Raw genomic sequence first — 14,683 nt, 5'->3', positions numbered from 1 at the left:
GAGGTACGCCGGTGAGCACACAGCAGGACCTGCCCCCCAGCGGAGACGGACTGTTCAGGACCAAGACGGTCGAACAGTCGATCCGCGACACCGAGGAGCCGGAGCACGCCCTCAGGAAGTCCCTCTCCGCCTTGGACCTCACGGTCTTCGGAGTGGGCGTCATCATCGGAACCGGAATCTTCGTGCTCACCGGCAAGGTGGCCAAGGAGACGGCCGGACCCGCCACGGCCATCGCCTTCGTGGCCGCGGGCGTCGTCTGCGCGCTGGCCGCGCTCTGCTACGCGGAATTCGCCTCCACCGTCCCGGTGGCCGGTTCGGCGTACACGTTCGCCTATGCCTCGCTCGGTGAACTGGTCGCCTGGATCATCGGCTGGGACCTGGTCCTGGAGTTCGCCCTGGGCACGGCGGTGGTGGCGGTCGGCTGGTCCGGCTATGTCCGCTCACTGATGGACAACGCCGGCTGGCACCTGCCGGACGCGCTCTCCGGTCCCGATGTGGCGGACGGATTCGGCTTCGACATCCTCGCCTTCGTCCTGGTGCTGGTGCTGACCGTCATCCTGGTGCTCGGCATGAAGCTCTCCGCCCGGGTCACGACCGTGGTGGTCGCCATCAAGGTGACCGTGGTCCTGATCGTGATCATCGCGGGGCTCTTCTTCATCGACACCGCGAACTACTCGCCGTTCATCCCCAAGGCCCAGCCGCAGCCGTCCGGATCGGGCCTGGACGCCCCGCTGATCCAGCTGATCTTCGGGTACGAGCCGACGAACTTCGGCGTGATGGGCATCTTCACCGCCGCCTCCGTCGTCTTCTTCGCCTTCATCGGCTTCGACGTCGTGGCCACGGCCGCCGAGGAGACCAAGGTTCCGCAGCGCGACATGCCCCGTGGGATCATGGCGTCCCTGTTCATCTGCACCGCGCTCTACGTCGCCGTATCGATCGTCGTCACCGGGATGCAGCACTACACCGAGCTGTCGGTCAGCGCCCCGCTCGCCGACGCCTTCAAGGCCGTCGGGCACCCCTTCTACGCCGGGGTCATCAGCTTCGGCGCCGCCGTCGGACTCACCACGGTCTGCATGATCCTGCTCCTGGGGCAGACCCGGGTGTTCTTCGCGATGAGCCGCGACGGCCTGCTCCCGCGGTTCTTCTCGAAGACGCACCCGCGGTTCCGCACCCCGTACCGCCCGACCATCCTGCTCGGCGTGCTCATCGCGGTCATCGCGGGCTTCACCAGCATCAACGAGCTCGCGACGCTGGTGAACATCGGCACCCTCTTCGCGTTCGTGGTCGTCGCGCTGGGCGTCATCGTCCTGCGCCGCACCCGCCCCGACCTGCACCGCGCCTTCCGCACGCCCTGGGTCCCGCTGGTCCCGATCCTCTCGGTCGCGGCGTCGGTCTGGCTGATGCTCAACCTGCCGGCGGAGACCTGGCTGCGGTTCGGCATCTGGATGGTCATCGGCGTGATCATCTACTTCGCGTACGGACGCGGCCACAGCCGGGTCAGCCGCACCCGGGTGTGAACGTGAACGACACCGAAGGCCCCGCCCGCCCGGGATCGGGCAGGCGGGGCCTTCGCGTGGCCTGCCGCTGTGTCAGCCGCCGGTGGCAGGCGACTTCTTGGCGGACTCGGGAATGGCGGAGTCCGTACGGATCGCCTTCCAGAGGGTGTCGGCCTGCGGCTGCGCGGAAATCACCCGGTTCGGATCGATCTTGTCGTAATTCACGGGGAGCATGATCGTCTCCATCGTGGCCGGGTCGACGCCGTTCATCGAACGGGCGAATTCGGTCAGCGACGTGAGCGAGGCGAGGCCCTCGTCCGTGGTGAGCGACTTGGTCGCGGAGTTGGCGATCTTGTAGGCGCTGGTCGGGCTGCCCAGCAGGTCCTGCTTCTTGACCTCGCTGAGGAGGGCGAACATGAACTGCTGCTGGAGCCCGATGCGTCCGAGGTCGCTGCCGTCACCGATGCCGTGCCTGGTGCGGACGTAGGCGAGGGACTCGGTGCCGTCGAGCTTCTGGGGCCCGGCCTTGACGTCGAGGCCGGTGGCCGTGTCGTGGATGTCCTGGGGGACGTCCACGGTGACGCCGCCGATGGCGTCGACGAGACCCTTGAACCCGGCGAAGTTGATCTCCAGGTAGTGGTCGATGCGTACGCCGGACATCTTCTCGACGGTCTTGACCACGCAGGCGGGACCGACCTGCGAGTAGACGGAGTTGAACATCTTGCGCTCCGCGGAGGGCACCTTGGTCCCGTCGGCCTTGGTGCACTCGGGCCGGGTCACCAGGGTGTCGCGGGGGATGGATATGGCGACGGCCTTGCTGCGGCCCTCGGGGATGTGCACGACCATCGCCGTGTCGGACCGGGCCCCGCCGACGCTGCCGCCGCCGCCCAGCTCCTTGTTCTCGGCCCCGGCGCGCGAGTCCGAGCCGAGGACCAGGAGGTTCTGCCCGCTGGTCGGGAGCTTCTCGGGGCGGTCCTCGCCCAGCGCCTTGTTGATGTCGACGCCCTTGATGTTGCCGTCGAGTTGGCTGTAGAGCCAGTAGACGGTGCCGCCGGCGGCGAGCAGCAGGACGAGCAGCACACCGAGGGTGATCTTGAGGCCGCGGCGCCGCTTGCGAGGTCCCCCTCTGCGCTTCCGTCCGCCGCCATGAGATGCCGTGCGGCCTTCGTGCGTGTCGTGGGACGTGGCGTCGTGGCTCATCGTGGTCGAGTCCTCAATTCTCGTGGCCCTGGGGAGGCTGTGGAGTGCCTGGGACTCGGGTGGGGGGTGTGGCCGGTCCATGTGTGCATGACTGAGCGTGCACTATAGAACAGACGATCGCCCGAATGGGCGCTTTGGCCGCCGGAGGGCGTCTCTGCCCGGCAGGACCAAGGCGTGGGCGACCCGCCGCAGAGCGGGGCCGTGCTGAGCATATGATGTGGTCGGCCCCGTGCGGGCAGGATGAAGAACTGGTGAAGTGGAGAGGGTGTCACGGGTCATGCGGAGAAGAGGAGCGGACTCCGCGATCAGTGCCTCACCTCTCGCCCCGTCGTCCGGGCGGGTCAGCGGAACGCCGCGCGGCCGCTGGATGCCGCTCGGCAAGGACGGCAGGCTCACGCTCTACGCCCGCACCGACGGCGGCCTCTTGCGCTGGACGCAGCAGAGCCCGGGCGGGGACCGATGGGACGGCCCGGACTTCGTGCCGGTCGCGGACCTCACCGACCTCACGGTCGTTCAGGGCGCGAACACGTACGTGCACTTCCTCGGGCGGCGCGAGCGTGCCGGTGCCGACGGGCCGAGCGTGGACTTCGTGCACGCCGTCCAGTACCAGACCGGCCGTCCGGTCACCGAATGGCGCTCCCTCGGCAACTTCTACCGCGACGCGGAGACGGGCCGGAAGGTCGGCCCGCCGGCCGGGGCCGTGGACGCACAGGGGACCGTATTCGTCTTCGTGCGCAACGCGGGCCGCGGGCTGCAGATGCGCCGTGAGGGCAAGGGCGGCAAGTGGGGAGCCTGGGAGGACCTCAAGGGGGCCGGGCTCGCCGCCGACCTCGTGCCTTCGGTGACCTCCGGCGGGATCGTGGAGGTCTTCGCTCCCAGTGACCGGGGGGTGCGGCAGTGGCGTCAGGAGGAACCGGACGGTCCGCTGCGGATCGCCCCGCCTTCGCAGTTTTATGCGCTGGAGGGTTCCGCGACAGCACTCGAGACGGCGCCGGAACGCCTCACCTATTACTGGACCGACGCGAATACGGCAGGGGTCGTCTCCTACCGCGCGGGCGCATGGCCCGTGCCCGTGGGCGGACAGCCGGGAGACGGCGCGGTTGTGGCCCTGCGCACCCCTCTCGACGGCTACGACTGCACGGTTCTCGCGCAGCGCGGGGCGGGCGGGACTCTGCTGATCGGTGTGTGCGGCACCGAGCAGGAGCAGGGTGGAGTCTGGTGGTCGGACACCGCCCAGGAGTGCGTCGGTGATCCAGCGCTCGCACTCGACGGACACGGTCGCGTCGTCGTCGCGCTGCGCGGTCAGGACGGGGTAGTTTCCATCGCCCGCCAGGAAGAGGGACCGGGGCTCGCGCTCTCGCCCCAATGGCAACGGCTGTGACCTGAACAGCACCTTCCGGGGCGCTGGGTGACACTTGTGGCTCACCTTGGCTTCATGTGATGTTTCCATGAAGCTATAGAAGGTTGTACAAAAACATGGTGGGATTCATCACGGGTATTTGACGCGTATGTCCGGTTTTTTGGCTGGACGTTGATCGGCTCTTTATGTGAAGGTTCTGTGACCTGCTCGCGAGTGAGCAGATGTGATCGTCCCGTGGGGCGGTCGTAACGGGGATGACAAGTTTCGGTCTTATATCGTCCGTCGTCCGGGCCCGAAGTGGTGCCCGGTCTTGGCTGGCGCTGGACCGCAGTGGCGTGGGTGGTGGATGCCTCGTGGTCGGTTCCGGCAATCCGGAGGCGGGATCGCTGGTTTCGGCGTACCGGTCTGTGGTGCCCGCGGGCGCGCGACGGGGCATTGTCCGCAAGGTGCCGGCTCCGCTCCGCTCAGCTGTGAAGTCTTCGTTCAGCTCCGTCGACGCCATCCGGTCTGCAACCGTCGTCTGGGCGATGGGCGGCCGCCGGAATGCACCCCGGCATAGCGCTGCCTCCACGCGCCGGGTGGTGCGCGTCGCAGGTCGGCACATGCATGCGCTGGTCGTGGAGGGCGCCACGGCGTGGGCGGCCCGGGCCCGCAATTTGCACATTCTTGTGGCGGCGCTGGAAGCCGGGGGAATCGAGTACTTCTGTGTCCGCGGTACCGCGAAGGATGTCCCGACAGTCGCGGTGCCGGTCGCGTCGCGCGAGTCTGCTGAGGAGATGCTCCGGATCGCCTTCGAGCAGACTCCGGGCTATGTGGGTGTGGCCACCGCGTCGGAGTCGGGGATGCGGCCGGGTGACGACGACAAGTCCTGGCGACAGCTGCGCAAGTACGACGCCCTCCGGATCGCCTGGTACGTCACCGACCCCACGCAGCACCTTGTCTTCGGGGTTCAGGAGGGGTGCGACCTCGAGTTCTGGACGGAGCGGGACGGTCAGTACGAAGCCCCCCGCCCCAATCGCGTGGTCGATCTCGTTCCCGCGGACACGCCGCGACCCCTCGCTCCGCAGGCCCTGTTTGCCCTCGTGCCGGGGGCATATACCACCGGCGTCACACGCACCCTGCCGGAGTTCACGCAGCCACTGCCGGATGACCACCTCTTCCCCGTCGACGTCGTATACACCTGGGTTGACGACGCCGACCCGGTATGGGCGGCGGAACGGGATGCAGCCCGCTCGGGCCGCCCGGGCGCGCCTGCTCCGAACCTGCACGCCCAGGCGGTGAACGATGCCCGTTTCACCAGCCGCGACGAGCTGCGCTACTCCCTGCGCTCCCTGCATCAATACGCACCGTGGGTGCGCAACATCTACCTGGTCACCGCCGGGCAGGTGCCGGCTTGGCTTGATACCGACGTGCCGGGCCTGCAGGTCGTCGACCATCGTGAGCTCTTTTCGGACATCAGCGCTCTGCCGACGTTCAACTCGCATGCCATTGAAAGTCAGCTGCACCGAATAGACGGATTGTCCGAGCACTTTGTGTACCTCAACGACGATGTGTTCCTTGGTCGCCCGCTCACTCCTGGACACTTCTTCCACGCCAACGGGCTGAGTAAGTTCTTCCAGTCCAAGGCCCTCGTGCCGACTGGTGCCCCGGACCACGGAGATCTTCCGGTGAACGCCGCAGGGAAGAACAGCAGGGCGCTGATCGAGCGGTCCTTCGGGACCAGGATCGCGCAGAAGATGAAGCACACCCCGCACGCCCTGCGCCGAAGCGTCCTCGCCGACATCGAACTGGTGTACAGCGAGGAGCATCGCCGCACCCAGCACTCGCGTTTCCGCTCACCACAGGACGTCCCGATCGCCTCTTCCCTGCACCACTACTACGGTTTTCACACCAGTCGTGCGACCGTCGGCAATTTGCGCTACGTCTATATCGACCTCGCCGCCGACCAGGCTCGGCGCCGCTTGAACTCGCTACTCGCCCGCCGTGACTTCGACACGTTCTGCCTCAACGACACGGTCGTGCATCCCGACCCCGAGGCGCAGGACCGTATGGTCCGGTCGTTTCTCGAGGGCTACTTTCCCGTCCCCAGCCGATACGAGCTGCCCGACGGGGCCACGGGTCCCACTCGACTTACCGACCGCCGCGCCCTCCACCCGAGTGTGGACGCGGTTCCCACCCACTACGGCCTCGACGACGGAGTCGCCCGATGAAGCTCCGACGACCACTGCGCGCACTGCGCCGCCGGATGCGCAGACCGATAACTCGCCTCCGGTCGTTTCTGCTGCGTCGTTTCTTCCTGCCCCGGCGCAAGGGCCGGTCGGCTGTCCTTCACTACGCCGCGGTGCTCGACGGCCAGACCGTCAATCTGCACGCCCGGATGCCTGGCTGGGCGCGGCCGGACGAGGGCGCCCGGATCGAATTGAGGCGCCGAGGCCGCCGGCTCGCCACATCAGCCAAGGTCTACACCGACCATGACGGAGGCGTCGCGATGGACGCCGCGATTCTGCTCGGGAGCGACGTGAACGGCCTGCCCCTGACTCCCGGCCGCTGGAAGATCAGGTTGCGCCTGTCACGGGGGCTGCGTCGGCGCGCGCTGCCCCTGCTCCTTGTCGATCTTCCCGTGCCTTACGGCGGCCCCACACGGCCCATGGAAGCGTCCGCGTCGACCGGAGCCCGATACCGGCTGGGCCGCAGTGTCACCGGGAGCGCCCGCGTGACATTCAGCCCGTCCCAGCCTTCGGCCGAGGTCGTGCGTGTCCGGGCGACCCACAGCGACGTCGAGGTCGCGTTCCGCACGGTCGGGGGCGAACCCGAAGCTCCCTGGGTGGAGTTCGTGGCTTCCGGGCGCCGGCTGGAGGCTGAGGTCGAACAGTCCGATGGGGGGCTGTGGCAGGTGTCCGTGCCGCTGCACCTTATGGTGCCGCGCCGTGACCGGGCCGAGCAGTGGGACCTGGTTCTGTGTTCGGACAACCTGCGTGACATGCGCCTGGGGCGGCGTCTGCACGACGTCCGCAACCCCGGACGGGTCTTTGCTTTCCGGCAGACCGCGATATCGCCCGTCGGAGGAAACCCCATGCTCGTACTGCCCCGCTACACACCCGCGGGTAACTTCCGCATCCAGTGCAGCCCGATGACGGAAGCCGCGTAACCGCCCACAATGAAGATCACCTTTCTCCTGCTCACTGCGGACGCCGTCGGAGGCACCGAACGAGCAGTGTTCAACCAAGCCGCCGAACTCGTGGGCAACCATGATGTGCGCGTGCTGAGCATTCTCAAGACCCAGCCGCAGTTGTTCTTTCCGATCGACGAACGCATTCGTGTCGACTATCTGATCGACCGGACCGGGCCCGCTCCCGTCCCGATCCGCCCCACCGGCCTGACCGCAGAGGCGTGGGCGCAGGTGGCCGATCGGCCGAGCACACTGGTGGATCCCGCCTGGGAAGCGGCATTCAGTAGACTGACCGACCTGGAACTGGAGTACGCACTCCAGCACACCGACACGGACCTGCTGATCACCACCACACCAGCGCTCATGGCGCTTGCGGTGCAGTTGGCACCCCCGCAGGTGATGACGCTCCACCAGGAGCACCGTGTATCGGAACTGCGTGGCGCCAGTGCGGAACCGCTTCTGCGCTACGCCTCCCGCCTCGACGCGCTCGCTGTGCTCAGCAACCGTACGCGCGACTGGTTCGCCGAGACTCTTGGCCACAGTGCTCCGCGCATAGATGTCGTCCCCAACGCGCTTCCGCGCGGGTTCCGGCCGCGCTCCACCCTGGAGACCCGGACCGTCGTCATCGCCGGTCGCCTGGTCGGCGAGAAGCAGATCGATCACGCCATCACCATCTGGGACATCGTTGCCCGCCAGCACCCCACCTGGACACTGCGCATCTTCGGTGACGGCCCGCTCGCCGGTGCCCTACGGCGACAGATCGATGTGCTCGGTCTGCAGGACAGCATCCAGCTCAATGGCAACTCCCCCCACTTGGCCGAGGAGTGGGCCAAGGCCAGCCTCGCTCTCATGACCTCGCGCAACGAGGCATTCCCGCTGGTGCTGACCGAGGCGCAGGCCGCCGGTGTGCCAGTGGTCTCCTACGACTGCCCCAACGGCCCGCGCGAAGTGGTTTTGGATGGGCAGACCGGCATACTCGTGCCGGCAGGTGACTCGGCTGCCGCCGCCCAGGCGCTCATCCGGCTCATCGAGGACGCCCCGCTGCGCCATGGCATGGGGCGCGCGGCCGCCGATTCGGTCGCCCGGCTTGCTCCGCCGGTGGTGACCGCGATGTGGGAGAAGATCTTCGCTGGGCTGGAAAGCGAGCGAGCATCCGGGCAGCGTGAGGCTCGTAAGGCCGAGCGGCAGGCCATGCACTCCTTGATGAGCGGCCAGGACGGGATTCTCCTTCCGGCCGCTCCGGTCCCTGCTACCTCTGTCGACTCCAAGGCCCAGCGCGCCTTGGAGGAGCGCCTGCTCCGTTCCGATCGAGGCCTCGTCCGCGACGGCGGGCAACTGTGCCGTCGCATGGGCAGCGAGTCGCCCTGGGACGTGGTCCAGCACAATCTGGCATTGGTCGGCACGGCGCTGGAGCGGGCGCAGATCCCGTACTTCGTCACACGCGACACCAACGTCCGGCATGCAGTCGCCGTTCACGTCTCCAATCGGGAGCTCGTCCTCAAGGCGCTCACGGCAGCGCACGGCGGCAGCGCGGTCTACGTGGCGCTGCTCAACGAACGCCAGAGCCCGACCGCCACAGTCCTGGCAGCGTTTGCCGAGCAGCATGCCCAGACCCCCTGCGCGGCTGTGCGCGTCTACCAGAACGCCGTCACGCCCGCCCGCACCCTGCGCCTCGCGGGGGTCTACGGCTGCACGATCAACTTCTGGGAGGAGGACCCGGAGGACCCGCACATGATGGTCTCCCCGGTCCGCACAGTTCTGGGCGACAAGGTGCCCACGCATACCATGCACGTGACCGCGACCGTGCTCGGCGGGCGTACCTATCCCACGATCGAGCCGTATGCCCATGCCGTCCACGGAGACGTCAAGTTCCCTATCGACGCCGTCTATACCTGGGTCAAGGGAGGCGACATTGCCTGGCTGGAGCGGAAGAACGCGGTGATGCACGCCCTCGGTATGCAGACCGAGGACTCGGCGAGCAGCGCCGCCCGCTTCCGTGACCGGGACGAACTGCGCTACTCGCTGCGCTCCATCGACATGTACGCCCCGTGGATTCGTACCATCTACCTTGTCACCGATCAGCAGGTGCCGGAATGGCTGGACCTGAGCCATCCGCGGGTCCGTGTAGTCGACCACAAGGAAATCTTCGCCGACCCGTCGGTGCTGCCGACCTACAACTCGCACGCCATCGAGAGCCAGCTGCACCGAATCGACGGGCTGGCCGAGCACTTTTTGTACTTCAACGACGATGTCTTCATAGGCCGTGTGCTCCAGCCGAGTATGTTCTTCCACAGCAACGGCGTCGCCAAGCACTTCATGTCCCCGACGACCGTGCCCGTGGGCCCCACCACTCTCGGCGACGAGTTCAACGTGAGTGCTGCCAAGAACAACCGAGGCCTGATAGCCCACACCTTCGGACAGGTTCTCGCGCACTCGTTCCTGCACGCACCGCACCCATTGCGCCGCAGTGTCCTCGCGGATATCGAGCGCTACTACCCGGATGCCGTCGCGGCGACCGCCGCCAGCCGCTTCCGAAGCCACTCCGACCTTGCGATCGCATCCTCTCTGCATCACTACTTCGGCTTCCACACCCAGCGTTCGATCCCAGGCAGCATCAACTGCGGCTTCGTCAACGTGGGCCTGAGCGAGCACAAGCAGCGGCTCTCCCGGCTACAGCTGAACCGCCCCCATGACGTCTTCTGCCTGAACGACTACCACGATGGCGATGTCACTGAGGACGAGCAGGACGCCGTCCTGGCGGCGTTCCTGCCCTCGTACTTTCCGGTGGCCAGCCAGTTCGAGGCGGGTTCACCACGCAACCAGCGCTTCCAGACCGGACATCTGCCGGGATGGCCACTGTGAGCGTGTCCCACACCGCCGGCGGTTCGTCAGCCGTTTTCGATCGGAGCGTCCACCAGCCATGACCCAGCCCGCCGAGGTGAACTCCGCCTCGCTGTTCCAGATTTTCGCCCACGCCGACGACGATCTCTACTTCGTCAATCCTGATCTGTACCGACTGCTGGCCGCAGGCCACCGTGTCACCAGCGTCTACCTCACCGCCGGTGAGGCGGACGGGCGCAACGTGGATACCCGCGACCCGCTGCGGGAGCAGGCTCCGATCGACTTCGCCGGCTACATGGAGGCACGCCAGAACGGCCTGCTTGCTGCCTACGCCACCATGGTCCTCGGCAAGAGGGAAGCCGTCTGGGCCCGGGAGCCGGTCGAGCTCGTACCGGGCGTGGCTGCGGAGCGGTGCTATCTCTCCGAGGCGCCGCATGTGCAGCTCTTCTTCCTGGGCCTGCGGATGGCGGATGCCGCGCATGGCTTCCCCGCCGACCAGCCGACGGCGAGGCTTACAAGTCTGTGGGACGGACGCGCCGCCCAGCAGCCCACACTTCTCGCCGCCGAGTCCGCCCTGCACCAGACGCAGGCCCTCGGCCGCGAGGACGTCGTCGCCGCGCTCACGCAGTTGCTCTCCTACGCGCAGCCCACTTTGGTGTGGAGCATGGATCCGGACCCGCTGCACGAGTCGTATGACGAGGCACGCGGTATCACGTCGAGTGACCATGCGGACCACACCGCCACCGCCCAGTTCGCCCGTGAGGCGCTCGGCCGTCACCTGCGTGCCGGAGGCCGTCCGCCGCTGATCGAGCACTTCACTGGGTACGGCAACAAGCACTGGCCGAACAACCTGAGCGAGCGCTCCCACGCGCTGAAGAAGTCCCTCGTCGACGTGTACGGGGGGGCCGACGGACACGTCTGCGCGCACCGCTACTGTGGCGACCTCCAACTCGGTGACGGAGCAGACATCCGCCGGTACGGGTGGAGCACCCGCAGCCGCTACCCGCACGGCACGCAGTGGCTGCACCGGCAGATGGACGGCCGGCTTGCCGCCTACGCGGTCCTCGGTGACCAGGCCGCGGTGTGGACCGAGACAGAAGCCGGCGCCGGACGCTTCGACGGCCCGCTCCTGCTGCCCGGCGGTGACCTCCTCCCGTGCCTCGCGGTCGCCCCCGACCGGACCGGCGGCGTCCACCTTGTCGGACTGCGGCGCGTCCAGGGCGCTGAGGGCCGGGTCGACGTCGATGTGGTGCGCATGTGGCGCCAGGGCCGCACCGGCTCCGTGCTGCCCTGGGAGTCCGCTGGCAACCCCGATGAGGCCACGCGCGACTGGCGGCGCTGCCGCGAGGTCGGCGTGCCCGCGGCCGTCGTGGACCCGGCCGGCCACCTCCACGTCTTCGTGCGCAATTTCTCGGTGGGCGTCAGTATGCGACGCGAGACGCCGGAAGGTCTGGCCGCCTGGGAGACGCTCGGCGGGCGCTGGATGCAGGACTCCCTCGCTACCGTGCTGCGTTCCACGGGCCGTATCGACATGTACGCCACGAACCGCACCGGAGGGGTGCGGTGGCGCCAGGAGACCGTATACGGACCGTTCAAGCTGGAGGACCAGTTGGTCACCGGCGTGCCCGAGAGCTGGAGGCCCGCCTCCGGCCTCACCCCCGTGCAGATCGGCCGTAACCGCATGGCGCTGTTCTACCGGGAGGAGGACTCCGGGGCGGTGATGCGCCACCAGCAGCGTCCCAACGGCACGTGGGAGCAGCACGTGGAGCGGCTCAGTGCTGACGGTGGCACCGGAGCGGTCGCCGCAGCTCGGCTGGTGGCCGCGGACCATGATCTCCTGGTCGTCGCCCGCAGGGACGAGCAGAGCAGGCCCGCGGTGACAGTGCTGCCCGCAGACGGCCGAGTCCCGGTGCGGCCCGACTGGGAACGCCACGAGATCCAGATGGTCGGGGCACCGGCGATCGCCGCCGACGCACACGGCCGCGCGGTCGTTGCGGCACTTGGCGCGGACGGTCGGCTGCACTGGGCCCGGCAGGAAGAATCACGGCCGGGTGTCGGGTTCGGCCCCTGGCGGGCGTGCTGACCCCGCCCGGGGCCACGTGACAACGGAGACGAGAAGAAGACATGCGAAAGATCTGCGTCATCGGTAACTCGGTGGCGGCCTCCCGAACCGAGGAGGAGGCGCCACTCGCGGGCTGGGGTCAGTACCTCGAGGAGTTCCTCGGACCCGACTGCGACGTACGCAACTACGCCCGCGACGCCATGACGCTGCGGAGTTACTACACCGAGCGATTCGCGGCGCTACTCACACTCGTCGGTCACGGCGACCTTGTGCTCATCGCCTTCGGCCACGTCGAGCAGCGCATCAACCAGCTCAACCGGTACCACGGCCCACAGGAGTTCAAGGAGTACCTGCGGCTGTACGTCGAAGCGCTCCGTGCCGAAGGTGCCGTGCCGGTTCTCGTGACCCCTGCCGCCCGCTGTGTCTTCGACACTGCGGCCAATCCGGTGGATACCCACGACGGATACCAGCAGCTCACTCTGGAGGCAGGCGCTGAACTCGGCTGCCCTGTCATCGACATGACTGCATCCACCACCCAGCTTCTTGGCGAGCTGGGACCCATGCGCGCCCGGGGTCTCTTCCGATGGCTGGACCCGGGAGAGCACCCGGCGCACCCGCAGGGCATCGTGGACGCCTCTCACTTCAACCACGCCGGGGCCCGGGAGGCGGCGCGACTGGTGGCGAGCGGTCTGGCCGGCGTACCGGGACTGCCGCCGGGGATGGTGGACGTCCAGCGGCTGGTGCCAGGGCCGATGCCGCCGGTGCAGACCGAGTTCACCGTTCAGCAGCCACAACTCGCGTTGACCGCGCAGCCCGAAGCAGCTGTCGCCCCGTCCTTCGCGTCGCCGGCCCCCGGAGCCCTGGTCGGTGCCGGACGCAAGCTGTCCGGAACGGCGCCGGAGGGCGCCGAGTATGTGATCTTCTTCGAGGAGGGCAACTACCTCGGAGGGACTCGCCCGGCCGAAGACAGGACGTGGCAGTGGCGGCGTGCCGTGCAGTGGCCCGCCGGTTGGCACAAGGTGACCGGTATTGCCCTGGCGGGCAACACGGTTTCCACGGCGGCGGAGACGGAGTTCGAGGTCCTCGACCAGTTGGAGGCTCCCGAGACGATTGGGCCGCGAAAGGGAGCGTGGAGCGGCCCCCGACCCCGATTTTCGGGCAAGGCCGGGCGTGGCGCTCAGAAGGTCATGGTGCTGGAGCAGGGCCGACTGATAGCCGAGGCCCCCGTGCAGGAGGACGGAAGCTGGCGGGTCGCTCACGCCCACGACTGGCGGCCGGGAACCTACACGGTGGAATTCGTGGCGGTGTTCAGCGCCATCCACTCGCCTCCGTCGCGGCTGGAACTGAAGGTGCACGGCGTCCCCGAGGACAGTTGGCTCCACACGTCGATGTCCGCGCGCGTGCCCTGCGGCCCGGGCTGCGAACACTATCCGGCGCTGCCTGCCTGGTGAGGGGTGCGGCGGACCGCCGGCCCGGCCACACAGCCGGTCGGCAGTCGCCCCACCCCTGAGTCATCCGGAACGGAGCCACTCCGTTATGCCGGAACCCTGGCCACGCCCGGCGGTGCCAGGAGCTTCTTCCCGTTCACCCGCTCCGAGACGCTTTCGCGGTCCAGGTGCGGCGTTCCATGCCCGTCAGGCGACGCCGACGCTTTCAATCATCACGTGGTGATCCGAGTACGCCGAGTCGGCCACCACGCACCAGCGCCTGGTCTCACTGCTGAACAGGTAGTCGATCTTCCCGCCGAATCCATGCGTCGGCCGCCCCGTTCGTGCCGTTCCCGTCTGGTCGCACTCCTGATACCCGGCGGTACCCGGCCCCGACGAGTAGAGGTCGGCCGGCCAGATCCGCGCATCGGTGTTGTTCGGGTCGTCCGGCGGGAGACTGTTGAAGTCACCGCCGAAGACGGTCCTGGGGAACGTGTTGACGACCGCCTTGATTTCCAGGAGCTGATCGTCCCGGTAATCCCAGGTGGGGTGATCAGGGTTGACACCAGGACCGGCGAAATGGGTGACACATAGCCTGGTGTCCCAGTAGGCGGCCGTCGCGCAGTGGAAGGGGTACTGCAGCCCGGTCCACGGCTGGGTCGTCGGATACCGCTGAGCATCGGCCATCTGGCCCTTGATGACGATCGCAGTACCGATGCGGTCGCTGCGGCCGTCGTCGTCGCCGCAGCGGCTGTTCCACTTGACCCCGTCCTGCGACCACTGGTACGGCTGGAAGCTTTTGCTCCATCCGGCGCCCAACTCGTTCATCAGCAGGGTGAGATCGTCTTCGCACACCTCCTCCAGCAAGGCGGCGTGCACCCAGGTGCTCAGGACGTGCTGCTTGACCACGCCGACCTTCTGCTGCGGTGTCCCCGTACCTTCGCAGTGCCAGCCCGCTCGCTGGGAGCCGCACATGTTCCAGGACATGACCTGCAGATTCTTCGGCTCCTCGGCCGCAGCTGTCGATGTCGCCAGAGCGGCGGTGCACACCAGAGCCGCCAACGCCCCGATGCACCCCCGGACAACGCGCTTGACCGAAGTCCTCACATGACCCCCCATGTTTGTTCG

The 14,683-nt window shown here is 67.8% G+C and carries 9 protein-coding genes; 7 read left to right on the top strand and 2 right to left on the bottom strand.

What is annotated here, in order from left to right; all coding sequences use genetic code 11:
• Nucleotides 1-11 precede the first annotated feature (11 nt).
• Nucleotides 12-1,517 carry an amino acid permease gene (locus tag ABTX18_RS27630; RefSeq protein ID WP_352125461.1) on the top strand — a complete coding sequence of 502 codons (1,506 nt, stop codon included), beginning with the start codon at nt 12-14 and terminating at the stop codon, nt 1,515-1,517.
• Between the two features lie 72 nt (nt 1,518-1,589).
• On the opposite strand, the gene ABTX18_RS27625 is transcribed toward ABTX18_RS27630, so the two are convergent.
• Nucleotides 1,590-2,696: an LCP family protein gene (locus tag ABTX18_RS27625; protein ID WP_352125460.1), complete on the bottom strand. Its 1,107-nt coding sequence runs from the start codon at nt 2,694-2,696 to the stop codon at nt 1,590-1,592.
• A 277-nt stretch (nt 2,697-2,973) separates the two neighbouring features.
• Here ABTX18_RS27625 and ABTX18_RS27620 point away from each other — a divergent pair, with 277 nt between their 5' ends.
• From ABTX18_RS27620 to ABTX18_RS27595, 6 genes are all read left to right on the top strand, one after another.
• On the top strand, nt 2,974-4,077 hold the full coding sequence (locus ABTX18_RS27620) for a PLL family lectin (RefSeq protein WP_352125459.1): 1,104 nt from the start codon (nt 2,974-2,976) through the stop codon (nt 4,075-4,077).
• A 581-nt stretch (nt 4,078-4,658) separates the two neighbouring features.
• Nucleotides 4,659-6,266: a stealth family protein gene (locus ABTX18_RS27615; RefSeq protein ID WP_503061215.1), complete on the top strand. Its 1,608-nt coding sequence runs from the start codon at nt 4,659-4,661 to the stop codon at nt 6,264-6,266.
• Nucleotides 6,263-7,204: a hypothetical protein gene (locus ABTX18_RS27610; protein ID WP_352125457.1), complete on the top strand. Its 942-nt coding sequence runs from the start codon at nt 6,263-6,265 to the stop codon at nt 7,202-7,204. Before ABTX18_RS27615 ends, ABTX18_RS27610 begins: the two co-directional genes overlap by 4 nt.
• A 9-nt stretch (nt 7,205-7,213) precedes the next feature.
• The gene (locus ABTX18_RS27605; protein WP_352125456.1) at nt 7,214-10,087 is read left to right on the top strand and encodes a stealth family protein; all 2,874 of its coding nucleotides are present in this window, start codon (nt 7,214-7,216) and stop codon (nt 10,085-10,087) included.
• A gap of 58 nt (nt 10,088-10,145) precedes the next feature.
• On the top strand, nt 10,146-12,149 hold the full coding sequence (locus ABTX18_RS27600; protein ID WP_352125455.1) for a PIG-L family deacetylase: 2,004 nt from the start codon (nt 10,146-10,148) through the stop codon (nt 12,147-12,149).
• A gap of 41 nt (nt 12,150-12,190) precedes the next feature.
• Entirely contained in the window at nt 12,191-13,579 is a 1,389-nt protein-coding gene (locus tag ABTX18_RS27595; RefSeq protein WP_352125454.1) for a GDSL-type esterase/lipase family protein, read from the top strand.
• 183 nt (nt 13,580-13,762) lie between these two features.
• On the opposite strand, the gene ABTX18_RS27590 is transcribed toward ABTX18_RS27595, so the two are convergent.
• Entirely contained in the window at nt 13,763-14,542 is a 780-nt protein-coding gene (locus ABTX18_RS27590) for an endonuclease/exonuclease/phosphatase family protein (RefSeq protein WP_352125453.1), read from the bottom strand.
• Between the last annotated feature and the right edge of the window lie 141 nt (nt 14,543-14,683).

The organism is Streptomyces sp. NPDC096323, assembly GCF_040302845.1.
In the GTDB taxonomy this organism is placed as follows: Bacteria; Actinomycetota; Actinomycetes; order Streptomycetales; family Streptomycetaceae; genus Streptomyces.
Note: the sequence above shows the minus strand (reverse complement) of the source record. Positions and strands in the feature narration are given on the sequence as shown.

Coding starts and splice junctions, on each gene's coding strand:
- ABTX18_RS27625 (WP_352125460.1), bottom strand. CDS start 2,696: ATGAGCCACGACGCCACGTCCCACGACACGCACGAAGGCCGCACGGCA.
- ABTX18_RS27620 (WP_352125459.1), top strand. CDS start 2,974: ATGCGGAGAAGAGGAGCGGACTCCGCGATCAGTGCCTCACCTCTCGCC.
- ABTX18_RS27615 (WP_503061215.1), top strand. CDS start 4,659: ATGCATGCGCTGGTCGTGGAGGGCGCCACGGCGTGGGCGGCCCGGGCC.
- ABTX18_RS27610 (WP_352125457.1), top strand. CDS start 6,263: ATGAAGCTCCGACGACCACTGCGCGCACTGCGCCGCCGGATGCGCAGA.
- ABTX18_RS27605 (WP_352125456.1), top strand. CDS start 7,214: ATGAAGATCACCTTTCTCCTGCTCACTGCGGACGCCGTCGGAGGCACC.
- ABTX18_RS27600 (WP_352125455.1), top strand. CDS start 10,146: ATGACCCAGCCCGCCGAGGTGAACTCCGCCTCGCTGTTCCAGATTTTC.
- ABTX18_RS27595 (WP_352125454.1), top strand. CDS start 12,191: ATGCGAAAGATCTGCGTCATCGGTAACTCGGTGGCGGCCTCCCGAACC.
- ABTX18_RS27590 (WP_352125453.1), bottom strand. CDS start 14,542: ATGTCCTGGAACATGTGCGGCTCCCAGCGAGCGGGCTGGCACTGCGAA.